At 55.0% G+C, this 25,969-nt stretch carries 21 protein-coding genes; 10 read left to right on the forward strand and 11 right to left on the reverse strand.

Features of this window, described 5'->3' with window-relative positions; genetic code table 11:
• Nucleotides 1–63 precede the first annotated feature (63 nt).
• Nucleotides 64–1,011, forward strand: a complete 948-nt coding sequence (locus EPA93_RS27465; protein WP_129890569.1) for a PLP-dependent cysteine synthase family protein — start codon at nt 64–66, stop codon at nt 1,009–1,011.
• 546 nt (nt 1,012–1,557) lie between these two features.
• A complete protein-coding gene (locus EPA93_RS27470) occupies nt 1,558–2,592 on the forward strand; it encodes a zinc-binding alcohol dehydrogenase family protein (RefSeq protein ID WP_129890570.1) in 1,035 nt (344 codons plus the stop codon).
• Between the two features lie 248 nt (nt 2,593–2,840).
• On the opposite strand, the gene EPA93_RS27475 is transcribed toward EPA93_RS27470, so the two are convergent.
• Together EPA93_RS27475 and EPA93_RS27480 are read right to left on the reverse strand one after the other, a co-directional pair.
• Nucleotides 2,841–3,383, reverse strand: a complete 543-nt coding sequence (locus EPA93_RS27475; RefSeq protein ID WP_129890571.1) for a YceI family protein — start codon at nt 3,381–3,383, stop codon at nt 2,841–2,843.
• Nucleotides 3,384–3,458: 75 nt separating this feature from the next.
• On the reverse strand, nt 3,459–4,040 hold the full coding sequence (locus tag EPA93_RS27480; protein ID WP_129890572.1) for a DinB family protein: 582 nt from the start codon (nt 4,038–4,040) through the stop codon (nt 3,459–3,461).
• A gap of 310 nt (nt 4,041–4,350) precedes the next feature.
• Here EPA93_RS27480 and EPA93_RS27485 point away from each other — a divergent pair, with 310 nt between their 5' ends.
• Nucleotides 4,351–5,343, forward strand: a complete 993-nt coding sequence (locus EPA93_RS27485; protein WP_129890573.1) for a quinone oxidoreductase family protein — start codon at nt 4,351–4,353, stop codon at nt 5,341–5,343.
• Between the two features lie 115 nt (nt 5,344–5,458).
• Here the strand turns inward: EPA93_RS27485 and EPA93_RS27490 are convergent, their stop codons facing one another.
• From EPA93_RS27490 to EPA93_RS49225, 3 genes are all read right to left on the reverse strand, one after another.
• Nucleotides 5,459–7,195 carry a serine hydrolase gene (locus EPA93_RS27490; protein ID WP_129890574.1) on the reverse strand — a complete coding sequence of 579 codons (1,737 nt, stop codon included), beginning with the start codon at nt 7,193–7,195 and terminating at the stop codon, nt 5,459–5,461.
• 66 nt (nt 7,196–7,261) lie between these two features.
• Entirely contained in the window at nt 7,262–7,768 is a 507-nt protein-coding gene (locus EPA93_RS49220) for an alpha/beta hydrolase family protein (protein WP_207229221.1), read from the reverse strand.
• A 23-nt stretch (nt 7,769–7,791) separates the two neighbouring features.
• Complete coding sequence (locus tag EPA93_RS49225; RefSeq protein ID WP_207229222.1) at nt 7,792–8,583, reverse strand: alpha/beta hydrolase; 792 nt, start codon at nt 8,581–8,583, stop codon at nt 7,792–7,794.
• 157 nt (nt 8,584–8,740) lie between these two features.
• On the opposite strand from EPA93_RS49225, the gene EPA93_RS27500 reads away from it, so the two are divergent.
• Nucleotides 8,741–9,292, forward strand: a complete 552-nt coding sequence (locus EPA93_RS27500; protein WP_129890575.1) for a helix-turn-helix domain-containing protein — start codon at nt 8,741–8,743, stop codon at nt 9,290–9,292.
• Nucleotides 9,293–9,481: 189 nt separating this feature from the next.
• Here EPA93_RS27500 and EPA93_RS27505 read toward each other — a convergent pair whose 3' ends face one another.
• Complete coding sequence (locus EPA93_RS27505) at nt 9,482–10,561, reverse strand: YncE family protein (protein WP_129890576.1); 1,080 nt, start codon at nt 10,559–10,561, stop codon at nt 9,482–9,484.
• Between the two features lie 445 nt (nt 10,562–11,006).
• On the opposite strand from EPA93_RS27505, the gene EPA93_RS27510 reads away from it, so the two are divergent.
• A complete protein-coding gene (locus EPA93_RS27510; protein WP_129890577.1) occupies nt 11,007–12,443 on the forward strand; it encodes a pyridoxal phosphate-dependent decarboxylase family protein in 1,437 nt (478 codons plus the stop codon).
• Here EPA93_RS27510 and EPA93_RS27515 read toward each other — a convergent pair.
• Nucleotides 12,428–13,285 (reverse strand): class I SAM-dependent methyltransferase, encoded by an 858-nt coding sequence (locus EPA93_RS27515; RefSeq protein WP_165423429.1) that lies wholly within the window; start codon nt 13,283–13,285, stop codon nt 12,428–12,430. The two genes, EPA93_RS27510 and EPA93_RS27515, sit on opposite strands and share 16 nt — an antisense overlap.
• Nucleotides 13,286–13,356: 71 nt before the next feature.
• The gene (locus EPA93_RS27520) at nt 13,357–14,223 is read right to left on the reverse strand and encodes a class I SAM-dependent methyltransferase (RefSeq protein ID WP_129890579.1); all 867 of its coding nucleotides are present in this window, start codon (nt 14,221–14,223) and stop codon (nt 13,357–13,359) included.
• Between the two features lie 356 nt (nt 14,224–14,579).
• Here EPA93_RS27520 and EPA93_RS27525 point away from each other — a divergent pair, with 356 nt between their 5' ends.
• The gene (locus EPA93_RS27525) at nt 14,580–15,107 is read left to right on the forward strand and encodes a hypothetical protein (RefSeq protein ID WP_129890580.1); all 528 of its coding nucleotides are present in this window, start codon (nt 14,580–14,582) and stop codon (nt 15,105–15,107) included.
• A 237-nt stretch (nt 15,108–15,344) separates the two neighbouring features.
• Nucleotides 15,345–16,265 (forward strand): helix-turn-helix domain-containing protein, encoded by a 921-nt coding sequence (locus EPA93_RS27530; protein ID WP_129890581.1) that lies wholly within the window; start codon nt 15,345–15,347, stop codon nt 16,263–16,265.
• A gap of 14 nt (nt 16,266–16,279) precedes the next feature.
• On the opposite strand, the gene EPA93_RS27535 is transcribed toward EPA93_RS27530, so the two are convergent.
• Nucleotides 16,280–17,626 (reverse strand): MFS transporter, encoded by a 1,347-nt coding sequence (locus EPA93_RS27535; protein ID WP_242527152.1) that lies wholly within the window; start codon nt 17,624–17,626, stop codon nt 16,280–16,282.
• A 357-nt stretch (nt 17,627–17,983) separates the two neighbouring features.
• Between EPA93_RS27535 and EPA93_RS27540 the strand changes: the two genes are divergently transcribed.
• Entirely contained in the window at nt 17,984–18,586 is a 603-nt protein-coding gene (locus EPA93_RS27540; RefSeq protein WP_129890582.1) for a PadR family transcriptional regulator, read from the forward strand.
• 140 nt (nt 18,587–18,726) lie between these two features.
• Nucleotides 18,727–20,133 (forward strand): S41 family peptidase, encoded by a 1,407-nt coding sequence (locus tag EPA93_RS27545; RefSeq protein WP_165423430.1) that lies wholly within the window; start codon nt 18,727–18,729, stop codon nt 20,131–20,133.
• Here the strand turns inward: EPA93_RS27545 and EPA93_RS48595 are convergent.
• Nucleotides 20,130–20,270: a hypothetical protein gene (locus tag EPA93_RS48595; RefSeq protein WP_165423431.1), complete on the reverse strand. Its 141-nt coding sequence runs from the start codon at nt 20,268–20,270 to the stop codon at nt 20,130–20,132. The genes EPA93_RS27545 and EPA93_RS48595 overlap by 4 nt on opposite strands.
• 407 nt (nt 20,271–20,677) lie before the next feature.
• On the opposite strand from EPA93_RS48595, the gene EPA93_RS27550 reads away from it, so the two are divergent.
• Complete coding sequence (locus EPA93_RS27550) at nt 20,678–21,826, forward strand: PLL family lectin (RefSeq protein WP_129890584.1); 1,149 nt, start codon at nt 20,678–20,680, stop codon at nt 21,824–21,826.
• A gap of 176 nt (nt 21,827–22,002) precedes the next feature.
• Here EPA93_RS27550 and EPA93_RS27555 read toward each other — a convergent pair whose 3' ends face one another.
• A complete protein-coding gene (locus EPA93_RS27555) occupies nt 22,003–25,599 on the reverse strand; it encodes a phage/plasmid primase, P4 family (protein WP_129890585.1) in 3,597 nt (1,198 codons plus the stop codon).
• Between the last annotated feature and the right edge of the window lie 370 nt (nt 25,600–25,969).

The following is a 25,969-nucleotide window of genomic DNA, read 5'->3' on the forward strand; positions in this document are numbered from 1 at the left end:
AAGTTGAAGAGAGAAGCGAGACAAAACTGCTTCTCTCTTCCACATGCGGAAAGGACCATCATCATGCCTCTTCCAGCCAAAGGTGTGTGTGCCTCAGCTCTCCAAGCTATTGGAAACACACCGGTTGTCCGATTACAAAAGATCGTTCCCACAATCTCCGCCGACGTCCTCGTCAAACTTGAGTATTTTAATCCCACTGGCTCCTACAAAGACCGGATGGCTCTCTCTATGATCGAGGAGGCCGAAGCACGTGGCACCTTGCGGCCAGGTATGACGGTAGTGGAGTACACCGGAGGAAGCACTGGCTCCTCGCTCGCCTTTGTCTGCGCCGTCAAAGGGTATCCCTTCAAAGTGGTCTCTTCTGATGCATTTGCCCGTGAAAAACTGCAAACGATGCGCGCCTTCGGTGCAGAGCTGATGATAGTTCCAAGCGTGGGAGGCCAGGTCACGCCGGATTTGACCCCGCGCATGATTGAGGCCGCACGTGAACTGGCGAAAGATCCAGGCATCTATTGGACAGATCAGTTGCACAATGCTGATATCATCACAGGCCATGAAAAGCTTGGTCGCGAATTACTTGAACAGATCGAGGGGCCAATTCACGCCTTTTGTGGGGCAGTCGGAACGGCGGGAATGCTCATGGGGGTCGCCAGAGCCTTGCGCCAGGCTAACAGCCAGGCACGAATGATCGCACTGGAACCAGCGAGTTCTGCGTTTCTCTCCACTGGCAAAGCGGGAACCCATCATGTCGAGGGCATTGGGATCGGGTCGGTTCCTCCGCTGCTCGATTCCGCCTTCTACGACGAAGTACGTGGCATCGATGAGGGGGAAGCCCGCCAGATGGCTCGCCGCCTCGCGCAAGAAGAGGGTATCTTTGCTGGGGTTTCCAGCGGCCTCAATGTTGTCGGCGCACTCCAACTCGCGCAGGAGCTTGGTGCTGGGCATACCATTGTGACAGTCGCCGTCGATACTGGGTTAAAATACCTGGCTGGCGATTTGTATGAGGGATAACTCCATCTGCTCCCGGTTCATTTCACTGTCACGTCCAAGGACCAGGAAAATCACGTATGCCTCTGCCCTTTCCTTTGGCCATCCCATCTGTCTCGCCTGAAGAAGCGTGAATGGCAGCCTTTGCGCAATTGAGCCAACGAATCAGACGCTGTTTCAGTTGGCGACGCACCCATCAAGCTCTTGCGCGGCTTTGTCATTACAAACACCGAAGCGCTCTCACCGGCCATCTACAACTGTAGGACTAGCCCACAAGATGCATTGAGCGTCAGGCCAGCCGAGACCTGCACAGTACTCGCTTCGGGAGCACACAACAAATCGATACCAGGGGACTTTTAGCTTAGGGCGCTCAGCAGCAAAAATCTCTGCAGCCACAGTAAGCTCAAAGGGATTCACCGCACCGTAGATAAGGATCACAACTGTATGCATGGCAGTATCTTTGTGTTTTCTGTCTTTTCTGCTTCTCACAGATTTCTCTTTTTAGCGGTAGAATCGTAGTACAATCTATTGTCTTTGCAAGGGAGCATTAACTCAAGAGGTAAGCAATCTATGAAAGCCATTCAACTTTCCCCCTCTCATTCTCTAGATATCCCAAATAGTTTCAGCGATGTAGAAATACAAGATCCTACACCAGGGAGCAGAGACCTGTTAGTACGTGTCAAGGCCATCTCCATCAATCCTGTGGATACACAAGTTCGCGAGGCAATGCCCAGGACGGAATCTGTTCCGCTTATTCTCGGCTGGGATGTCGCCGGAGTTGTGGAAGCTGTGGGTTCCCAGTGCAACCTTTTTCGACCTGGCGATGCTGTCTACTATGCCGGAGATTGGAAGCGTCCCGGCGCTTACAGCGAACTGCATGTAGTAGATGAGCGTCTTGTGGGGGCAAAACCGCAACTTTTGGATTTTGCGCAAGCTGCAGCGCTTCCACTGACCACAATCACGGCCTGGGAAGGACTCTTTGAGCGCCTTTTGATTCCCCTCGATCCACAAGCAAATCGGGGAAAAAGCATTTTGCTCATTAATGCCGCCGGTGGAGTCGGGTCCATTGCCACCCAGCTCGCACACTGGGCCGGGCTCACCGTGATCGGGACGGCTTCCCGTTCAACGTCTATCCAATGGGTGAAAGAGCACGGCGCCGCTTATGCAGTGAATCATCACTATCCTCTCGCCAGCCAGTTGCAACAGCTAGGATTTACGACAGTGGACTATATCTTCTGCCTGAAAAATACTGCCAGCTACTGGGAGGCGATGGCTGAAGTTATCGCCCCGCAAGGAAAGATTGGTTTAATCGATCGAACTGAGCAGCTTCTCGATTTGACAGCATTGCAGAGCAAGAGTGTTACCGTAGCCTGGGAAGGCATGTTTACGCGGAGCGAGTTCCAAACTGCAGATATGCAAAAACAACACGATCTCCTCAATAGAGTTGCTGAACTGATTGACGCTAAAGTCATTCGCACAACGCTCACAGAACGCCTATCCCCAATCACAGCAAGCAATGTGCTTGAGGCGCATAGGAAAGTGAAGCAAGGCTCGCTGATTGGCAAGCTTGTCCTTGAGCATTTTCCGCCATCTACTAGCAAATGAGCCCAAGCACATTGTTATCGATCTCAGCGTAACTAATGCATGAGAGATAGGCCTGGAGAGAAAGCGGGAAGAGGTTGCAAAAGGCTTGTCCACAACCTCTTCTCCATTCAGCGCTGCCCTCTGGCTTGATGCAAGAACACGCGGCTGAGCCGCCAGCGCCTGAATATGCTTTTCTTTCCACACCTCTACTCTATCAAATTGCTCATAACAGTCTCCTGCCTATAGAGCACAAGTAGAGGCGAGAGAGGCTAAGCCGAGGCTGTAGCCTCGACCGGCTTTGTAAGCTCAAGATCGATAGTGAGGGTGATCGTATCACTGGCCACCAGGCCGCCGCCGGCCAGCACGGCGTTCCAGTTGAGCTCCCAATCCCTGCGGTCAACCTTTCCTTGCAGGCTGAAGCCGGCGCTATACGTGCCCCAGGGTGTCTGATTGACGCCGCCATATTCGCCGCTGAGCACAACTTCCCTGGTAATACCTCTGATCGTCAGGTCGCCGATCAGCTGACCGTGGTGGGCATCGCTCATCTCGACGCGCTTGCTCTTAAAGGCGATATAGGGATATTTCTCGACGTCAAAGAATTCGGCCGAGCGAAAATGCTCATCGCGCGCAGCATTGTGCGTGGTGACGCTGGCGGCCTCAATTTGCACCTCAACCTTTGAGCGCGTCAGATCGTGCTCATCAAATTCTACGCTTCCGCTAAAGTTAGTAAATTCTCCTCTGACGGTCGCTACCATCATATGGCGACCCGTAAAACCAATATGTGTATGTCCAGGATCTAACTGCCAACTCACGGCTTTTCTCCTCTTCGTTAACTTTGCTCGCTTCAGTCAAAAAAAGTCATCACACAAGCGTCGCCAAAAACGCTCCTAAAGCTGTGCCGGGACGCTTGCGCTCCACTGGGCAAGAATACCTGCGGCCTGGCGATAGTGATCATCGTCATGGGCCAGGCCCCAGGCAAAAATCCCCTGTGCATTGACCCAGCCCGATTCTTCCCAGGGCACATAGCCCAGATCCAGATGCGGCTGATCTGGCCACATCTCCAGGCTGGCCAGCCTGATGCGCCGACTCTCCATCAGGCGCTGACGGCATTGGGCCACGCTGGTAATATCCTGCCAGGGAAGCTCATAACGCGGGCGGCCATGAAAGGGCACGCCACGGGCCAGCTCGGCTCCAGAGGCGGCATATTCTTCAGCCGAAGCCGTCGCATGCACAATGACATGGCCCAGCGTCCAGGCTAGATGCTGATCGGCCGGATCGGCGGCGTAGGGATCATTGGCCTGCGGATCGGCGGGCACAAAGGTGATGGTCTCATCTTGGCAACTATCCAATAGAGCCAGAAAACGCTCCACGGATTCTTTGGTCCAACGCCGAAAATCGTCGCGCGAGAAGCTGAGGGCAAACTGCTGCATGCTCTTATGGCGGCGACGCACTGGCGTGAAATCAATCATAGCTGGCTCCTTGCCTCAAGGATGAAATTTATATCTCATCTTTATATCGTTGCTTTGCATATAGTTGCATAAACAACTACATGCAGTATAGCAGATAAATCGTTGCAATGTCAACGATTGCAAATACAACTTCAACATTGCGGGATGGAATATGACGTTTGCAGGTTACTACGGGGTAACCAGGTCACTTTCTCGTGCCTCCTTACAAAAGAGAATTTTCTTGTCTATACTTCGTAGCGTGAGAGCGCTGCGCAAGCCGCGCCCTGGCAAAAAGGCCAGGCAATTGCACAGGAAGAGAAGGGAAAAAGAGATGAAAGCAAGCGTAGTAACTGAATTCGGCGGGCCAGAAGTATTGCAAGTACGCGAAGTGCCCACCCCGGAGCCGGGGCCAGGGCAGGTAGCCATTCGGGTAGCGTATGCGGGTGTGAATTACGCAGAAACGATGGCCCGGCGTGGTGGACTGCATGGAGGCTTGCCTCCGTTTGTGCCTGGTCTTGAAGTGGCCGGTTCTATTCATGCGCTCGGTGCTGGCGTCGAGGGATTGCGCATCGGCCAGCCAGTCGCGGCCTTCACAGCAAGCGGGGGATACGCAGAGATTGCCCTGGCTCAGGCTGTTTGCACTTTCCCGCTCGACGAATCTGGGGCTTCCATCGATCTGGCAATTGCCGCAGGCTTTCCAACGATTGTCCCGACTGCCTATGATCTGCTTGTGCGTGTTGCGCGCTTACAACAGGGAGAAGCGGTACTTATTCACGCGGCCGCCGGCGGCGTTGGGAGCATTGCCGGGCAATTTGCCCGCCGCCTGGGAGCAGGCCTGATCATCGGAACGGTAAGCAGTCCCAAGAAAGCTGCATATGCCCAACCTTTCGGCTATGATCATGTGATCCTGCGCGACAGCTTTCAGGAGAGAACGCGCGAGCTCACGCATGGGCGTGGTGTGGATATTGTGCTTGAAGCGATTGGAGAGCCGGTACGCAGCCAGAGCCTCTCGATCCTTGCCCCCTTTGGTCGCCTCGTGATCTTTGGCAATGCCAACGACGAGCAAGGCAAACGGCACTCTTTACCACTCAATCCTGGCGCCGTTTTAAACGAAAACAAGGCCATCATGGGTTATAGCTTAGGCACGTTGAGCCAGACTGCCCCCCATCTGCTGGCCGTTACAGCCCGGCAGACCCTTGCCATGGTAGCGAGCTCACAGATCAAGATCGACATTACCAGGATCTTCCCCTTGGAACAGGCCGGCGAGGCTCATCGTCTCCTGGAATCAAGGGAAACAACGGGTAAACTGCTGCTGCGTATATAAAGCCAGCTTCAAGGGCAGAGAGTGTTCGGGCCTTTTACGAGGGGAAGAAAAGCCGGTTTTTGGGCTACCCGAGGCCTCTACCGGCTTTGTAAGACCTATACACGCTTCGTTTCCGCTATGCTGCCTTCTTTTTGGCGGTGAAAACATTGTTTGACTGAATCACGATGGCTTCAGTGATCACTCCCGCTTCATCGCTCTTGAACTCTACGCAGAAGTCCGAAAGCCCCTTGACGTGGAATTCCATCCCTTTATATGGGACGAGTTCAAACGTGGGCTGACCCGGAACGGAGACAATCAATGTATGCTCCCCCTTGAAAGCTACAACTATCTGCAGGCCCATCACCTCGTAGGACCCAACGAATGGCTCAAGGAAACGCTTCTCTGTCATCTGTTGCTTCGGCAAGCGCCTGAAGACTATATCGTTGACGACAGGTTCCATTGGGGCACTGAGCGTCTCAACATCTCCCCTGGCGTTGGTGAAAAATGACAGTTTCATCTTGCGGTCGAACCGCTCAATTGTGGCCTCGAAGGTGTCGTAATGATAGTGCTTGAGGGGAAGTTCCAGTGAGTTGAAGATTGCCTTCAACTGATCAGCCTCCCTCGTAATCGAGATGGTCCCATAGCCAGGATGCTCGAAATCACCCGTATAGGCCTCAAGGGCGTGAGATGGCTGTGTTCCCTGAACTCGATCCGTCTCACTTCTCTCCTTGCCCTCCACCGAAGCCGCCTTCAAGGCATCATCTTCTTCCCTGTAGCGTTCATTCCAGGGAACTGCTTCAAGGCCGAGGAAGCGATCTATGAGATGGTAGGTCAGCAGAGCAGGCACCGGGCTCCCATGACTGTTGGTAAGGATGACGATGCCCATGTTTTCCTGCGGCAAAAGGGTCACCAGCGAGCTAAAGCCATCGATATTGCCAGCGTGTTCGACCATTTTGTGCCCACGGTACGTATGGATGAACCAGCCCATTCCATAGGTCATGTTCGTCATCTCGGCGTATTTGGTGGTCTCCGGCACCACCATATGTGGGGTATGCATCTGCGCTATTTGCTCTTCGGAGAGCAGTTGGGTTTGCTCATGCTTCCCTCTCTTTAGCTGGAACAACACCCACCGACTCATATCATCGATGCTCGACACAATGGACCCGGCTGGCGCGATGGCTCCTTGCGCCGCGTAAAAAGGCATTTCGCGCACCTCGTCATTCCTGTGAAGATACGGATGGGAACACTGTGGCAGATCCTTCGCCTCCTCGATCGAGGTGAAGCTCTTCGTCATCCCCAGCGGCTCAAAAAGGCGCTTCTGCACAAACGCTTCCCAGGTCTGGCCAGCGAGTTCACCCACAAGATACCCGGCGGCCATATACATAAGGTTCTGGTATTGCCAGCATGTGCGCAAGTCCTTATTCGGTTCGAGGTAGCGTAAACGCTCAACCAACGCTTTGCGCGTGCACGTGGAGTTGTACCACATCAGATCGTGGCGCGGCAAGCCAGAGCGGTGCGACACCAGGTCACGGGGAGTCAGACGCTCGGTGGCAAAGTGGTCATACATCTCAAAGGAGGGGAGGTAGGCTTTGACCGGAGTATCCCAGTCCAACTTTCCCTCATCTACCAGCAAGGCCATGGATGCAGTTGTGAAAGCCTTGGTGCAGGAGCCGATAGGAAAGAGCGTCTCTGGCGTCACCTCCAACCCATCAGCCAGGTTGCGCAGACCAAAGCCCTGTGAGAGGAGAATCTCCCCATCGTGAAGAAGCGCGACTGCCGCGCCCGGCACCTTCCACTCCTCAAGGATGGTGCTGATGAAATCCTTCAAATCCTCGAATGGTTTTTCTATGTTGGATCTCTTTGCAAGATGCATACTTGTTGCTTCCTTCATGTTACAAATGCTTCTATCAGGTCTTTCGTGTGAGCTCGTCACCTCTCATCACTGCTTGTGACTCTTGAGGGGAGAGAACAAGCGAGCGATCATTCCTTGCTTCGGCGCCAACCACGCGGCAATATCGGCAACGACGGCAGGGTCAACATGTTGTGCCGAGTCGTATTCTGCAGGCGTTGGCTGACCGGTACCGGAGAAGAAGAGATGGTTGTCAGCGTCATAGACGCGAATGGTAACCTCAGGCCGTTGGCCAAGACCCTCCTTCCACCGTGGAAGATCATCCTCGACAGTTACTTGATAGTCACGGCCTCCCTGGAGAATGAACATCGGTTTGTCGAGTGTTGCCGCTGTCGCCACAGGATCGTAGCTGCGCAGATCTAACCAGTATGCCCCGGAAAGGCCGAATGGTAACGAGTTTGCGGGCGTGGCTGGGGACAGTTCAGGGCTGTCAACCAGCGCGGCTTGCCTCGCCATCGTCTCGACGGCGGCCTCAGACTCTGGGCTGGGCGAGAGTTGGGCGAGATAGCGGGCCACGCGGACTGCAGATCGCTGCATGGGTTGGGTATCCCCTGCCATGATCACCAGACCCGCAACGGACGGTTCGGCAGCTGCGACACGCGGAGCGACTTTGCCCCCATGCTATGACCGAGGATGAAGACCTGGGCGGGGTCCACGGTTGGCTGCTGCTGAAGCAGGTGGATGGCGGCCAAGGCGTATGGTATATACTCATCCGTCATGGTGAAATCGCGCCTCGTTGCTACCTGCTGGCTGTGGGCATAGGTCACCATATCAAAGCGCAGAACTGCCACGCCGCGACTGGCTAATCCCCACGCGAGATCCTTGAGCGGCTTGTTTGGTCCGCTCGTCTCGTCACGATCGAGCGGCCCCATCGGAGGCAGCAGCACCACGCCAGGCCGCTTTCCGTGCCCATGGGGCAAGGAGAGTGTCCCTGGAACAGGGAGTTCGTCTGGGCCAACCATCACCTCCTGCTCCTCAAACTTCCTGGGGTTCGCATAGGCTGGCGGGGTCCACGAGGGAGCACCTTCAGGAGGCAGGAGCGCCAGACCCTGCAGGCTCCCCTGGCCATCCATAGTCATGCCGACCGTCAGTGCGCCACGCTCACAGAAAACATTAACCCGCACGCGGATCAAGCCGTTTTCTCCTTGCGTCAGCGCTGGTTCGCCAATTGTCGTCACGGGGCCTCTGCTGGCGATCTCAGTGGCCCAGGCTACGCGCATCGTTTCCGCCGAGACGACTGCTCGCAGCGGCGCTCCAAACAACTGCTCCATGTCGCCAAAGCGCCCGTCTCGGGCCATCTCAACCACGCTCGTCGCGATTGCGGCTGCATCTATGGTATTCAACTCAGTCATTTTTTCTCTCCTTGTGGCGGGTCACATACTCATCATGAGGTCGTTTTTCCACGATGGCTTTTTTATTAGTCTCAACATTGAGAATGATAACATATATTCTCACTTTTGACAATAGTTTCATTCTTGACAATATTCTCAGATGTGAGATAATAGGACCATGGATACGATTGAACTGCTTTTACACCCTGTCAGGCTGCGCATCGTGCATGCTCTCTCTGGTGAGCGGACCCTCACCACGGCCCATTTACATGCTCGGATGCCCGATGTCTCGAAGGCCACTATGTACCGGCAGGTCAGCTTACTTTTTGAGGGTGGTATTCTTGAGGTTGACCATGATGAGCCTGTGGGCGGGACCGTCGAACGCTGGTATCGGCTGCGTCGATCAAGCGCGGTGATCACCTCTGACGCCGTTGCGGCTGCGTCGCTTGATGATTATCGCCGTGTATTTGCTGTCGCAATGGCCGCCTTGCTTGGCGAGTTCAACGCCTACCTCGATCGAGGCGGCGCTGACCCCTCTGCTGATGCGGTCGGGTTTCGGCAGCATGGGTTATGGCTCAGCCCACAGGAGCGCGACGAACTGATTGGAGGACTGCGCAAGGCCATTGTGCCATGGTTGAACAACGAGCCCGCGCCAGGTCGCAGACAGTATCTGCTCAGTCCGATCTTGTTCCCGATTGAGGACGAACCTTCAAAGACTCCCAGCGAGTGAATCGCTCCCAGCCCGCTGGGCGCCAGGATAGCAGGGAACTGGTCTTTTAAGGAAGCTTCTCTGCCCTCATGCTTTCAAATAGCGGGAAATAGAGCGATAAGCGAGGGCTTGCAGAGCTGGCGCTTGGTCCTGAGCAGGTGCGGACCGTGACAGGCCCGCACCGCTGATCTTAATCGACAAACAAATAGCTTAGCTGGCCGCGTACATCACCACGCCGGCGCCCGTAGTAGGTACCAGGGCCACGTTGCCGCTGGCATCGACGGCCACGGAGTGTGAGCCACTCTTGGTGGGAACATTTTGCAGCCACTTGAGGCCCACAGCATCAATGACGCCCAGTACGGGGCTGGATGGATTCCCATCGGCCGCCAGATAATAGCGCTGGTCGCCACTGTTGTACCACACCTCGTCGGCTCCGCTCACCTGGCTGAAGGTGGCCAGAACCTTCCAGTTTGTCAGATCCAGAACCAGGGCATTGCCATCGCAGCCAACGATAGCTTGATGATTGGGACCAAGGGCAAAACCTGTCGGATTGCATTTGCTTAACGGAGCAACCTTGACCACGTTGCCTTTCAGCGGATCGATAGCATCAATCTCGCCGCCGGGATTTTTGCTAGTCTTGGGCACCGAAAGATAAAACAGATGGCTTGTGGCATCCCAGGCCGAGCCCTCCAGGCCCTGAGCATCGGGCAAAGGCAGCTTCTTAACAATGGCGCGCTGAGTCACTGAGATAAAAGAGATAAAGGGCTGTTTGTCGTCGCCATTGGCCACCATGATTAATTGATCCTGGGGATCGTAGGAGATCTCATCGGCCCGCTCTGTGCCGCCCGTGGGAATTGTAGCAACAATCTTGCGCGTCTGCAAATTGACGACTTTCACAGTACTATCCTTGTCACCTACCCAGAGCTGGCCCTGATTATCGGTAAGAATGCCGTTAGGACCGACGAAACCACCTATGGTGGTAACAAACTGATGCTTGCTCAAATCGAAGACATCGATGCCCTTGTTGGTGCGATCAGCCAGATAATAGAGATGGCTTTGCTGATCAACCCAACCAATATCAAGGCTCCACTTCTGCTGGATCGCACTCATATCAGGCAGGGTCATCACCCCTACCTGACGATAGGTTGTGCTGGCAGCTTTTGTGGTTGTCGCGGCCTTTTTGGCCGTGGAAGGAGCTGCCGAGGCAGGCCTGAAGGCTACCCCGATGAGCAGCGCTACGAGTACGAGGGCCGCCAGTACGACAACACCGGCCCATAGCTGTTTTTTCAAGACTTTTATAGATCCTTTCGGAAAAATTATGGCAAGATAGGTCTAGATGGCCAACTGCATGCAATAAGCGGCTCTTTGCTATCTTACACGATTAAATTTACATTAAATAGAGGTATAGGTGTCAAGCGCTTTCGCAGAAAAGGCTATATTTTGCATATTATGGCTAGGTATTATTACGTAGCTGGGGAGTAAGAATGACTAACAAAGCCTGCATGCAATCCATAAACCGCAAGGTTTCTGCAGGCCTGGAGCCAGGAAGCTATTTTTCTTTTCGAGACTTTCTAGCGCTACCCATGCAGCGCAGCAGGCGACAAAAGAGGCTGAGGCAACGCTAGTAGAAAGTAGTTTGCAAAGCAAGAATCAGATAGTTTTTCCTCCTCTGCTCCACTATTCTCTCTAATGAGCATGAAGACAAGCTCCTCACACAACAAAAGGAGGGAAAACCATGACCTCACCTTTTCGCCAAGTTTTGCGGCAGGCGCTGGGTCACGCGCTTGAGTATCTAGAGCAACTTGAACAGTTACCTGTCGGCGCCACGGCCTCTCTTTCCCAACTCCGTCAACGCTTAGAGCTACCACTTCCCGACACAGGGATGGAAGCAACGCAAGTGATCGACGAGCTGGTAGAAGCGACGCGCGGAGGCATTATAGGAAATGCTGGCGGTCGCTTTTTTGGCTGGGTCATTGGGGGTGCCTTGCCGGCAGCCCTGGCTGCCGACTGGCTTACGGCAACCTGGGACCAGAACGCGGCATTATATGCGTGTGCTCCGGCGGAAGCTGTGATTGAAGAAGTCTGCGGAAGCTGGCTCAAACAACTGCTTGGGCTTCCGTTAGGAGCTAGCTTTGCCCTGGTTTCGGGCTGTCAAATGGCGCACTTCACCTGTCTTGCGGCCGCGCGCCACGCTCTTTTAGCCAGACGAGGATGGGATTGCGAACAGGATGGATTGAGTGGAGCACCGCGCATGCGTATCTTAAGTTCAGGCGCGCGCCACGGCTCCATTGAGAGGGCAATACGCTTGCTAGGCCTGGGCAACCGTTGTGTGCTTGATTTACCCACCGACGAACATGGACGTCTGCAAGCGACAACACTCAACAATGCCCTTGCTGAAGATACCAATCGCCCGACGATTGTCCTGCTGCAGGCAGGGGATCTCAATATTGGAGCGTTCGATCCCTTCGCCGAGCTCATTCCGTTAGCACAGCAGGCCGGAGCCTGGGTCCACATCGACGGCGCTTTCGGATTATGGGCGGCCACCAGTCCAGCCTATCGCCATCTGCTCGCTGGTGCCGAGCAGGCAGATTCCTGGGCCACAGACGGCCATAAATGGCTTAACGTCCCTTACGACTGCGGCTATGCCTTTGTGGCCCATCCCCAGGCCCATCGTGCTTCAATGTCGCACCGGGCAAGCTATCTGAGCCATGAGGAGGAGGCCCGCGACCAAATCGACTGGAATCCCGAATGGTCCCGGCGCGGACGTGGCATAGCGACATATGCAGCCTTGCGACAACTGGGTAGAGAAGGAGTAGCCGATCTAATTGAGCGCTGCTGCCGTCACGCCCAGGCTCTGGCACGCCAGATTGGAGACTTGCCAGGGGCTGAGCTGGTGTGGGAACCACAGATCAATCAGGGCCTTGTGCGCTTTCTAGATCCGAGCCCACGGGCAAGCGCTGCCGATCACGACAGCCATACCGACGCGATAATTGCCGCTATTATGGAATCAGGTGAAGCCTTTTTCAGCGGAACTACCTGGCAAGGACAACGCTGCATGCGGATCTCGGTTTGTAACTGGCAAACCAATGAAGCTGATGTAGCAAGAGCGTTTGCCGCCACCGCACAAGCGCTCAAGCAAGCACGAGAAAAAAGGGATCAGGCAGGCTTATAGCCCCAAACGGTCTGGAAGAAGAGCACGGCACAGAAGTCGGGAGCCTGCATCTCCTCCATAGCTCGCGCATAGAGCAAATCAAGCTCTTCCTGTGAGGCCACGCCGGTTTTGCATATAAAGGGCTGGAGCAAAACGAGGGCTGTGCGCCAATCGTCAATGATATCCTGATGAGCCGGCCCACCGTGCGAATAATTAAGCACATGGGCCGCTGACTGCACGCGTCCAAAGCCTGCCTGCTCCACAAGGCGGAACAGTAGCGGCGTGATACCCCATTGGTCGCCAGCAAAAAACGTGCGTCCACTGCGCGCCCAGGCCTCGGCCAGCAAGCTCTGGTAGCGCGAAAACGCAGGACTTGTCGTGAAGCCCATGCCGACAGGCTCGGTAACACAGAGTATACCGTTGGGGCCTAGCACGCGCAGGCTCTCGGCCAGCAGCAGCGGCCAGCTCTGACGGTCAAGGAAGCCCGAAACAAAGCGCGCATGAACCAGGTCGAAACTATTATCGGCAAAGGCCAGCTTGCTACGCGCATCCATAAGCTGAAAGTTCACCTGTCCTAGATTCTGCTCCTGCGCCAGGTAGCGGGCATAGCCAATCATCGCCTTGCTTGTATCGATGCCCGTGATTGAGAGCCCGCGATAGCGCTCAGCAAGCTCACGTATCCACTCACCCGGCCCACAGCCAATATCCAGCACTTTTTGACACGTTGTAAGGTCCAGGGGCGTGGGCAGCAGACCCAGCGCCTGCGTCATGAAGCGCGCCTGGCGGGTCAGGCGGGCCATCTCGGCAACATTCTCAGCATCGATTACGTAGTCAGTCCCTGACTGCTCAGCGGGAGTTGACATCCTGCACTCCTCCAACATTTTATTTTATTTGCCCAAGTTTCGCTTGTTGCTACATTATCGCTGCAAGCCAGTTAGCTCGCGGGCGCTCTTACGCCCCAGATGGTATAGAAATAGCTCACGGCGCGAAATTCGGGCCTGGCCATATCCTGCATAACTTGCTGATAGAGCCCGTTCAATTCTTCCTGCATGCACAAACCTGAGCGCAAGACAAAGGGCTGCAACAGCTTCAGGCCTATGTGCATACCATCTCTGGCCGAGGTATGGGCCGGCGCGCCCGCCGAGATATCGAGCTCGACAACGCGTTGACGTAGGCGCGTAAAACCTGACTGGCGCAAGAGCCGCTCCACGGCCTGGGCATAGCTGAGCTCTTCCCTGGGCGGTACCAGTCCCATACCGGCGCCCTGCGCTGCCTCAAGAAGTAGATCATTGTAGCGCTCAAGGGCCGGGCTGTTGCTCACACCCAGGCTATTCATCTCCATGCAACACATAATGCCACCCACGCGCAGCAGGCGTGTGCACTCATGCAGGAATTGAGGCCAGAGCGCCGTAGGAATAAAAGAACTGGCTATGCTTGAGTAGATCAGGTCGAAGGAGGCGGGAGGAAATTCCAGCGGAAGGCTTATCGCATCCATCCTCTGGAAGCTAACATTCTCGAGCCCCTGCTCGTCGGCCAATCGATGCGCGTAGCCAAGCATAAGCTCGCTGATGTCGATTCCGGTAACCGAACACTGCGGATGGGCACGCGCGGCCGCGCAAGCCCATTCTCCCGGACCACAGCCAACATCCAAAATTGTCTGCACTTGCGAAAGATCAAGATTTGCAGGGACGAGCCCGATATGCTCCAGAAGTGTGCGCGCTTGTCGGACCAGGCGGGCCAATTCGGCAGCATTCTCGGCATCCAGAATATAACTTGACCCTTGTTTATCAGGGATTGCCACAACACTGCTCCTTTTAGGATATGAAGTCTATTTCAATCCCCTACGGGCAAGCTTTGTTCTTCAGCAAATAAGAGGCAAACAAATACAGCTTGCAAGGTGTTGCAAGCATGATACCTCTCCTACCTCTTCTATGAAAGGAGTATACCCGATAACTTCCGGCTTTGCAATGACTATCTATCCTGCTGCAGCAGGCGCCCTTAGCTCTCTTTCTTGCTCACTTGCCGCAGACTACAGGGAAGGGAGGGCGCGACGAACTGGCGCAAAACGCTTATAATATGAGGCGAGGATATACTCTCGCTATTATCTTCTTTATATCCAGCTGATAAAAGAGGCACGAAAGGATTTTAGAAAAACACGTGTTTGGTAGAATAACGAAATATAGCATGTGGGCCTTGCTGGCCCTGGGCATACTCGCACTCGTAAGCGCCTGCGGCATCGCGGAGGCCCAGATCCATACCACCTATGCCTTTTACTCGCCGATGACGCTTCCCAAGGATCGCCATACCATTCCTGATGATCCCTCCTTTGTCTATAGGACAGGCGAGCAGATAGGGCTTACCTGGACACCTCAGCCCAATGGAGAGACGCAGAACGACCAGCCGCAGCAAGTGACAATCGAGGCTGGCCTTGTTGGTCCCTTCGCCAGCGTGGCCGATCTCAAGTCAGCCGAGAGCTTCGACGGCAATACGATCAGTGGGCGCGTGGCAATCTTTACGCCACCCATCAAAACCAATAACTGGGCCAATAAGTCCCAGGGTCTCAGTCTGGCTTTGCCAAATGCGCTGGCGCCGGGCTACTATATGCTGGTTCAACGCATCAGGGTCGGCGATCAGGGTCCCAAACAGCCCATCCCAACTGGCAGCATCATTAACATTATGAAGTAGCTTCTAGAGCAGGCGCGGCCAAGCTCTTGTACTGCACCCGCGCCGGGCAGCTACATTCATTACAGCCTCGCCAATCTGCTCAGGCCAGGATGAGTCCAACAAGGCAAACTCGACTTGACCCGCTGCACTTTTTCTGACATACTTTTCAGGAAGGGGAAGACAAACAGCGTCGCTCCTTCCCCAACGCTTGAGAAAGCCCGAAACATTCACAGACAGCCGCAGAGGAGGGAGCCAGCTATGCTTAAGCAATTTGCCATATCTGAACAGCCGCCGCGAAAAGAAAAGCTCAAAGAGCCCGAACTCTTCCTCTCCAGCGCTGGCCAGGGCTGGAAGGGGCTGGAAGTGGAGGCCTTTCACGAACCTCTGGAGATCAAGGATTGGGTATCAGGGCCGCCACAGGACGATATCTTGCTAGTCTTGCTCTCGCAGGGCTCGATGCTTATGGAGCGACGGCCAGTGCGAGGCTCCTGGAAAATGCTACCTATGCGGCGCGAAGATCTCATCTTGTCTCCCCCCCAGGGCGAGCAGCAAGAGGTGCGCTGGAGAAGCCTCACTCCTGACTATATGCAGACTGTCCATATTCATTTGAGCCAGGAGCTTATCGCGCGCACTGCCGAAGAAGTGGCGAACCGGGCCCCGGGACAAACTACCCTGGTTGGGCGGACCTGCTTCCAGGACCCCTTGCTTGCCCAGATTGGCTTCGCGCTCTATCGCGAACTGGAGCTGGGAGCACACACTGGCAAGCTTTATGCCGAGACTGCCGCGCAAATGCTCGCAGTTCATCTCCTGCGCCACTACACAGCGCCGGGGATCGAGATAAAAGAGCTGGGGCAGCGTTTATCAAGTCGCCATCTCAAGCTCGTGACAGATTTTGCTCTGGCCCACCTCAGTCAGGATCTGCCCCTAGAGGCTCTGGCGCACCAAACTGGCTTCAGCCCTTACCACTTTGCGCGCCTGTTTCGCGAGACAACCGGCGAGAGCCCGCATCAGTTTGTGCTACGTCTGCGCGTTGAGCGGGCCCGACATTTGCTGCAGCAGACGGATATGCCTCTTGCTCACGTGGCCCTGGAAAGCGGCTTTGCCAATCAGAGCCATCTCAGTCGCATCTTTAAGCAGCACCTTGGCCTCACGCCCCGCGCTTACCGCCTGGAACACTAAGGCCACGCGGCGGGCTAAGCTGAGGCATCTTTCAACATGCCAAGGCGCCGCAGCTCAGGCCAGAGCAGGGCTACCAGCACGACTATGAGCAGTGTGCCAAGGCCACCACTCACGACAGCAAAAATCGGGCCGCACAATTGCGCCACCAGGCCCGATTCAAAGCCACCTAACTGCCCTGAAGCGGCAATAAACAGGCTATTAACCGCCGAGACGCGCCCCCGCATGGCATCGGGCGCACCTGTCAATAATAGTGTGCTGCGAATTACGACACTGATATTATCAAGGCCGCCAAGGATAAAAAGGGCAAGCAGCGAAAGCCAGAACATGTGCGATAAGCCAAAGATGAGCGTTGCAAGACCAAAGCCGGCCACGGCAAGCAGCAGCGTCTTCCCGGCCTTCTTAAAGGGCGGAATATGCGCAATCGCCAGCGCCATACAAACTGCCCCTATCGAGGGCGCGGCCCTTAGCCAACCCAGGCCTTCGGGACCAACGTGCAAGATATCTTTGGCGAAAATTGGTAACAATGTGGTAGACCCGCCTAAAAGGACTGCAAACAGATCAAGGGTGATCGCCGCCAGCAGAATACGCGAGCCGCGCAGAAAGTTTACACCCTCACCCAGAGCTTGCAGGGACATTTTTGAGCCGGCTGCCGAGCGCTCCCGAGCCTGGATGCTTAGCAGGAAGAGCAGGAGGGCACAAAGCAGGCAAGCTCCAGCATCGAGCGCGTACACAAGCGTCGCTTGCTGCTCTATGGCAATGACGATGCCTCCAAGGGCCGGTCCGAGCACAGAGGCAAGTTGCCAGGCGCTACTATTCCAGGTCGCGGCATTCTCATAAATCTGGTTGGGGACAGTCTGGGCCGCTAAGGCCGAATTGGCCGGCCCAACAAATGCCATGACCGCGCCCATTAAGAGGAGGCAGGCATAAATCAGCGGAATCGATGCATGCATATACGACAATACAGTTAAGCCAAGCGAGCCAGCCCCAAGCGCTATCCGGCCACTGAGCGTAATATATTTGCGGTTGAAATGGTCGGCCAGGTGCCCGGCTGGAAGCGAGAAGAGCAGAATCGGAATGATCTGCACAAGGCCAACGCCAGCCAGCACCAGGGCCGAGTTCGTACGCTCGTAGAGCTCCCAGCCAATTGCTACGCTGATCATCTGCTCGCCGAGCGAGGCCACAAATGTACCGATTAAGTACAAACGAAAATTGCGAAAACGTAAAGCTCGATAGGGATCATGGTCAATCTGGGATGCTGCAGGCTCAAGCAGCTTGTTAGACATCCTGGTCTCCACGGACAGGCCGTGAGCGTTCTCTTCAGTCGTCGGGATATCCCCATGCGTTTGCTGGCTATCTTTCATCGGACTTCCTTTCAGTTCCATCTTTCAGCGCTCGGGCATCTACATGGTATTTTTGTCGCTCAGTCTCACTACACAAGGGGAAATATGCGGGATATGCCATTTTACTGCACTCTCCTCAATCTATTGTCAGCAGCCGGCTTTGTAACGATTACAGCCTGCCCTTTTTGCATCAATACATCTTCATAATATATCTGTAAAGAATATAACTTGAAAAAATATACTTGTCAAGCATATTCTTGATATGTTAGAATGAAACCAGCGTACGATCCTGAGCACAAGCCATTAGAAAGGAACCTGGCGGATGGAGGAACATTCGACGTATCCAATTACCTATGCAGTTCTAGCATTTCTTGAGATGTGGGGCCAAGCAGTGGCTATGATCTCAAGCGAGGCTTTGATCACGCCTTGATCCCCTTCTTTGGCGCCGTCTACAGCCAGATTTACCACGAGCTGAACCGCTTGCACAAGCTGGGCTGGGCCGAGATGGAGATGGAAACCTCATCCCAACGGCCGGCACGCAAACGCTACACGATCACCCAGGCCGGCCGCGAAGCCCTGGCCGCCTGGCATAACCAACCGCTGGAGAAGCCGCAACTGCGCGACGAGCTCTTCCTCAGAACGATCTTTGGACACGCGGCACCTCCGGAGGCGCTGCTGACAAGTTTTCGCAACGCCATTGCCGACCATGAACAGCGCCTGGCCTTCACGCAAGAGGAAGTACGCACGCATGGCGATCCGCTAACCGGGCGCCCCTCCGAAAAGGGCAGGGATTCCGATTATGATCGCTACATCGGGCTTGTAATCCAATTTGAGCGGCGCTTCGAGGAAATGTATCTGGGCTGGCTGCGTGAGTCGCTCGCCTTTCTGGAAAGCGGCGCAAATCAGAACCCGGCACCTGCAGAAGGGCACGCCACAGCTAGAGAAGAGCCACGCGAAGCGCCGGCTCCCGTTGATAGATAAGCAAGCATTCTAAGCTCATGTTTTGGAAAAAAGTAGAAGCCGCTTCTTGAGAGGCTTGTGCCCGGTTTTCAGGAAAGAGCAGAGAAACCGTTGCGTGACATAATGGAAGTATGATCATCGAGAGAGCAAGGAGGTTAGCGATGCGCATCTCCAGACGAGCGTTACAAGAAGATGTTTTGCAGTTGGCGAAACTGCTTATTGAGTCCCATCCCGATCCCTACAGCGCAGGTGGAGGATCGCTTGCTTTCCATCGTCGAATTCAGGGTCTTCTCGAAGCCATTCCAAAGGAAGGCAGCACTGCCAGGGAGCTCCTGCGTCTTTTACGCCCACTTGTAGCCTCGATCCAGGACGGCCATACTTCTATTGACCTCCCGGCAAGCGCTGAGGAGCAAACGTCTCATTTGCGCTTCTGGCTTGATTGGGAGGTTGTAGAGGGACAGTTGTACATCTCGGGCGTCTACAGCCCTCAAGACACCCCATTGCTGGGGGCACGTCTTCAGACGCTGGAAGGGGTGCCTTTCGCAGAATTGATCGAACGCATCAGCCAGGTCCGGGGGTGCGACAACGACTCTCACAAGCTGGTCCACCTGAGCCGCGCTTTCGCCTATCCTGATCTGCTTACCGATATTCTCGGGTATCAAACACTTCCGCCCCTCCTCCACCTGAGCCTGCTCCTCTCCAACGATAATGTGCATGAGGTCATTCTCCCTCTCAGTGAAGAAGCACCAGCAGAGATGGTGCAGCCCGCCAGCGCTCTCGCTATTCCCGCCCTTAATGCCGCACAGATGGGCTGGTCCTTCCTCGATGAGGAACACAAAATTGCCTGCCTGCGTGCAACCTCCATGAGGTACTACCGTGAGGCTTTCGAGTTTTCACAGGCCATCGGCAACCAGGTCCTGCTTAACGCTCGCCTGGAGCAGGCGATACACACAACTATGACAGAGCCGCTTCCTGAAGGGATCGAGGCACGGATTAGCGCAATCCCTTCAGCGACTGATCTGTTGTGCGATCTTTTCAGTGCGATGCGCCAGGCTCAATCAACTCACCTGATTGTTGATCTGCGCCACAATGGGGGTGGCAACTCCATCTTTGCAGCTATGTTGCTCTACTTTCTCTACGGCCTGGACAAGGTCCTGACAATTGATGATGGTTATCAAATTCCGCGTTACTCGCCGCACTTCTTCCAGACCAACAAGAAGCTGAAGCCAGAGGACTATCAAGAGGCGCTTGCCAACGGCGGCTATGACTTCTCAGAGGAAACAGCCTGGCAGAAGCATCAGCACCAGGGATGGAGTGCTGAGGAGCTAAAGAGGAAGTATGAGAATTTGCATTCCTTGATCGCCCGTATGCCCACGTTTGCTCCCATTTTCGAACAGCGCCTCTGGGAGGCAAGCTGGACTCCACAGGTCCTGGTACTCATATCAGCCGATACCTATAGCGCCGGATTCGATCTGGCTGTGAGTCTCTATCATCAGGGGCTGCGCTTCTTGGTGTTCCCTCGGCACAAGCGGCTAACTGTTTTATCGATAGTCTATGGTATCAACTAGAGCACTCCCAATTGGAAGGGGAGATCTCTTATAAGCGCAGCCTGGGCTTTCCCAATGATCGAGCACGTGGCAGGCTGTTGCGCCCCCATCATGAGCTCACTTATGCCTATCTCGCGTGCCAGGGCTTCGATCCTCATGCAACGGTTAAGCTTGCCTTGGAATATATCAAAGCACAATGACAGAATGAGGAAAAGCGAAGGCATTAGTTTTCGCTATCCTCTTGGGATTCGAGGAGGATAGACGCAATAACCCCCACATACTTCCTATCTCCTGACTGCTCGCGACGAAAGGTCTGCATGCAACGTTTCTAGTAGCAGAAGAGCTATGCACAAAGAAAAATATATATTTATTAACTCGGCCTGAATAAAATGAGCAGGCCTGCGCTTCTTATGCGGATCGAGAAGCCAGAATTTTATTTAACCTCAGCTGTGACGATCGATGTCCGGGAAGCTGCCATACCATTTGCTTCCCCGGTGTAATTGCCTGTTCTATTGAGCCGCCGAGCCATGTGCTCGGTGGTACATAGAGAAAGGATTCTAAGCTGATGCGTAAGCTCGCGTATATATTCCTGCTGGCTACAGGTTTTGCCCTTTTCCTTCTGGCCTTCACGCCGCACACATTAGCAGCATCCTGGCGGGCCAGTGTTGGCAACCTGCCCGCCGGCTTTGTGCATAGTCCGGCCGCAGTTTCCTGGGGCTCAAATCGTACAGATCTCTTTATCGTCGGCAGCGATCATGGCGTATACCATAAATGGTGGAACGGCTCCCGCTGGGCTCCCAGCCTCACCGGCTACGAAAGCCTGGGCGGCTATGCTATTTCCAGCGCTGCGGCCGTCTCCTGGGGTCCTGGCCGTCTTGATCTTTTCGTCGTTGGCCGCGACCACGCCCTCTACCACAAATGGTGGAACGGCTCCCGCTGGCTGCCCAATCTTACCGATTACGAAAATCTCGGCGGGAACATCAGCTCGAATATCGCCGCAGTTTCCTGGGGCCATAACCGTATCGACCTCTTTGTGATTGGCCTCAATCATGCCCTCTACCACAAATGGTGGGATGGCTCCCGCTGGGCTCCTAGCCTCACTGGCTATGAAAACCTCGGTGGCTATGCAATCTCAGATCCGTCAGTGGCCTCCTGGGGTCCTGGCCGCCTTGATCTTTTCGTCGTTGGCCGCGACCACGCCCTCTACCACAAATGGTGGAACGGCTCCCGCTGGGCTCCTAGCCTCACCAGTTATGAAAACCTCGGTGGCTACATAAGCTCAAACGTTGCCACAGTAGCCCAGGGCAACAATCGCCTCGACACGTTTGTGCTCGGCCGCGACCACGCCCTCTACCACAAATGGTGGGATGGCTCCCGCTGGGCTCCTAGCCTCACCAGTTATGAACGCCTGGGCGGCAATTTTATCTCTGACGTCACAGCCATCTCGCGTGCAGCCAACAATCTAGAGATCTGGGCTATTGGCCCGGATCACGCCGTGTATCACCAATCGTGGTTGGCCAACCGCTGGCTCAATGGCTTCGAGAATCAGGGCAGCGACGCAATATCAGACGTCACGCCAACTAAATGGGGTCCATCCCACATCGAGACCTTCGTCGTCGGTCGCGATTACGCCATTCGCCACAAATGGTGGGACGGCCTGAGATGGCGGCCCGCGCCACACACAGATGAGCCTATGGGTGGTTATGCCATTTAAGAGCGCTATCGGTTGGCAGGTCCAGGGCGCTTGCGCGTGCCGAGCAGCCCAATCCCGGCATCCAGCAGCATCTAGCCGCCGGTCAAGACAGGGCCTGCACATACCCCTCAGACCTGAGCATGCTCGTGAACCTGTCTTGACCCATTTTTCAGGCCTCTGGATCTTAGCTTATTGAGCTAATCATCAAGCAGGGGCGTCACCTCATCTGGCGTGAAGATCGAGACCACGTGAGACGCGTGATCAAGCCGCACGCCGAGCGTGCCGGGTCCGATATAGACCAGCCAGCCCGGACCACTGCTCGTGCAGACGCGCATCAAATCGCAATAGTAGTCAAGCAGCTCATAGGGCGCGTTTTCATCTATCTCCACATCATAAGGATTGCTCAACAGATCATAATCACCTGCCTCGATAAGCGCAGAAATCATATCGGTATCATCATTGATGCGCGTAACAAAGCCCTTTGGCGGCCAGTTTGGATCGCTGTAGCGCTGCGACTGCCTTTCTAACGGCTCAGAACTTGTCTCCAGCTTTATTGTTACTGCATCCTCCTGCAAGGGTATGGTCTCCTCCCGCTCCACATTCTGTTTGACTATCGTAGCCTCCCGCTCGTCTTCAGAAAGTGCCGCAAGGTGCCGGGCAGCCTCTGCAAGCGGCACAGGAGCTAAACCAGCCTGGGAAGCCTCTTCAGCGCCGTTTTCCTGTTCAGAGAGTGCCGGATCAAAATCGCCACATTCTTGATTTTCGGCAAGGCTTAAATCAGCTTCTAGCGCCATTTCATCCCCATCTACATTCCCTATTGGTGCCGGCAGTGCCGGGTTTTGACAAGAAATTGATAAACCCTCAACAGTAGAATCGCCAATTTGACAATCTGAAAAAACTTGCGTATGGACGGCACTAACGGCACTGCCATGGCCTGAAACGGCCTGGGAAGCCGTGTCACCCTGAGTGCCGCCAGAGGCAACAGGCGGCACCATTTCTTCTATAGAGTCATCAAAGGTATAGCTATCGTCATCAGTATCAAGTGTTGAGCAAGAAGAGAGCTTAATGCCTGAATAATATTTTCCTTTATTATTGCGCTTCCAGGCAAAGCGCTTGCTCATCTCCTCTTTAAAAAGCCTGCCATTGAGGACGACGAGCTGATTCTCTTTGCCCCACTCTTTATAGGCGTTGTAGAGTTCGCTGGCCCGCACCTCCGCATCGGGCCGTACGATACAGCAGTCGCCAATAAAGGCCAGCAGATTATCCTCCTCTTCGCGATAGCGCTCAGTCCACAGCAGGACCGAAGAGGGAGTATTCAAGCCAACCTGCTGCCAGCGCAGGCAGCCGCGCACCAGCCAGGCCAGAATGCCGCTACGCTCTGCCTTGAGGCGTCCCAACAGCGTGCTATCCTTCTTGCGCTCATACGTCTCCTTTGGCCGATCGACAAAGCGCATCTTAAAATCTATAAGGCAGGCGCGCTCCCAGAAGGCCTTATCGCGCGCATCGGCTTGTGGCTTATAGTTGGTCATCAGCAACATAAGATGTGTGGGCTGAAACGAAAACTGCTCGCCGTGGAGCTGACGGGCCGAGATCTCGCTCCCGCCGGTCAGCCATTTGATCTGGGCCACGTTGAGGCACTCGCCCTGGCGCGTCTCGTTGCCCCAGATTAAGCGCTTGCCCTGTAGATCGCAAAGATGAGGCGTAGGCGCGCCGCCTGAACGAAAACGGTCGCTACTCGTAAAGACATCGTGACTCACGGCTCCGGCATGCGGTCCTAACACCTCTCTTAGCACGTTGAGCAACGTATCCTTGCCGTTGCGGCCCTCCTCACCAAACAGAATGGGAAAAACTGCCTCGCAGGTCAGCCCCGTAATGCTATAGCCAAAGAGACGCTGCAGGAAAGCAATTACGCTCGTGCGATCGGGCTTATCCTCGAAGATCTCCTGCAGGAATTGCTCAAAGCGCGGGCAAGGCGTCTCAAGGCCGGTCCACTTTGTCGGACATACCGTGCGGATGAAATCCTCGGGCCGTCCAGGGCGCAACTGTCCAGTGCGCAGATCTAGCACGCCCGAAGGCGTGGCCAGCAGCCAGGGATCATGGTCCCAGACGTCCGAGACAACCCCCAGCTCCGCCTGTACATAGTGCAGCACGCTCATGCTACGGTTGAGTGTACGCAGACCATTGGCGCGCTTCTGCAGGGCCAGCTTCACCTTTTGCAGCTTATTTACCTGAGATTTCAAGTGAAAGAGTGCAGCGCCTTCCTGCTCATTTTCCTTATAGAAACGGTGCCCCTCTTTGAGCATAATGCGCTCTTGCAGCCCCTCTTGATGGTCCGAGAGTTGCCGATGGGCATCGAGGTAGATCTCGCCGAGCGCATCCGAGATCAGGACCAGGACTTCGTTGATGCGATCGCGCTTCCAGTAATGCTCTTCCCAGAAGTACCAGGCCTTCTCTGTGTGATCGTAGCAGAGCTGGTCGCCAAAGGCCGCCACAAAGAGCCTGGCATCGCCTAACTCGTTTTGCTCAAGATGCTCAAGAACCGTCTTCAGTTCCAGCGGCTTCGCCTGCAAGCGATAGTTGTGCACAAGCCGCTGCGTTCGGTGTTCCAAAAGTGCCTGCAGTTGCGTCAGCGCCTCAGCCTGGCCCCCTGTCGTCATCTGTGGCTGATACGTCGTTGTACAGTAGGTCAAGGCCATCTGGATCGTCGCTTCACCATAGGTTTGTTCGCCGCGCCTGGCATCCCATTTAAGACGATAGAGCGCGCTTGTCCTGAAGATGCGATCTATGCGTTGGGCATCCTTGCCCGTCCAGAAGGCCAGCAGGATGCACAGGGCCAGATCCGCTTCAGAAGCGGAAATGTAGCCAAACAGGTTGCCATCCTGATAGAGCCGGCGAAACTTCTCGCCATTGGCTGCGTTGAACGCCTGCTCGATCAGAGATGCATCAGAATCCAGGGTGCGGCAAGAATCATCAGAATCAGGCTGCCCGCCAGTAGGAGCGGCAGGGCGCGTGGAATTCTGCGCTGGTAGCTGTAGAGCGTCTCGATCATTCCCACCAGGGCGATGATCAAGGCTGACATGGCAAGAATCGAGGCTAGTGCGGCCAGACGGAGCAGGAGTAGCGATTCCATCTTGCGGAGTTCCTTTCGTAGTGTGGGAAGCTGGGGAGTTGCGCGGAGGACGTGGAGAGCTCGGTTGCTTAAACTGTTTCACTTCATTGAAGAGCGCATCCATAACTTCTTGCTTCCCGTTGATCCCCTCCGGCGTACCTGCCAGGTGCCGACCGGTTATCGTAAAGTAGCGTCCCTGGCTGTACATCTCGATCGCGGCCTTAGGATGGGAGGGATGCATATGAGGGGGGATGCTGCGGCGCAAGCCGCGCGGAATGGGCAGGCCAATATAGATGTGCAGGCCTTGGCCGCTTGGCGAGATCTCGGTATAGCTATCGAGCCGCTCGACAATTGCCCGCGCCCAGGGCTCAACCTCGCCTTGCGCATCTATACAGTGGTCAAGATCGATGCCTGTATAATCGCCCCGGAACATAAAGCCTGTTCCTTCGTAGGGCTGCTCACTGCCCTGTGAGCGCCTGTAGGCATCAAGGGCCTGGGCATAGCTGGCCCAGGTGCGCGGCTCATTAGAGCGCGCTTCGCGGCCGCTGAGAGCATTAAAGGGGACTTTGGTATATTGGCCGTTGCGCTCGACATAGCGCCAGACGACCCATTGTTTACGGGAACACAATTCGTGAAGAGCATGGATGCTTCTAGCCAGTTCACTGAGGGGAGGTAATTCGTCCACAAGAGCTATCCTTTCTGTGGTAGAGAAGCTAGCTCAAGCCGACCAAAAAAAGGTCAAAGTGTCCCCGTAGCGCACACTTGTGCAACGCTGACCATTTGACAGTTCCCAGAAAAAGTGCTATAATATAATAGGTTTCTATACAGTTATAGCGCCTTTTGCGGCGAGCTATCTTCTATAACAGTGCCTCGGCAGAGAGGCGGATAATGTTCCCAGAAGCTGCATTATCCGCGTCTGTTAGAGCACAGGAATCAAAACTGAGACCTCTTAGTAATCAGGGTGTTTTACTAAGAGGTTTTTTTTGTGCGTCCGGGCGGCCGCGGTCCGGTAGAGCAGGCAGGGGCCCTTCTGTACAGCGGCAGGGACGCGCGGC

It is taken from the genome of Ktedonosporobacter rubrisoli, from assembly GCF_004208415.1.
GTDB lineage: Bacteria > Chloroflexota > Ktedonobacteria > Ktedonobacterales > Ktedonobacteraceae > Ktedonosporobacter > Ktedonosporobacter rubrisoli.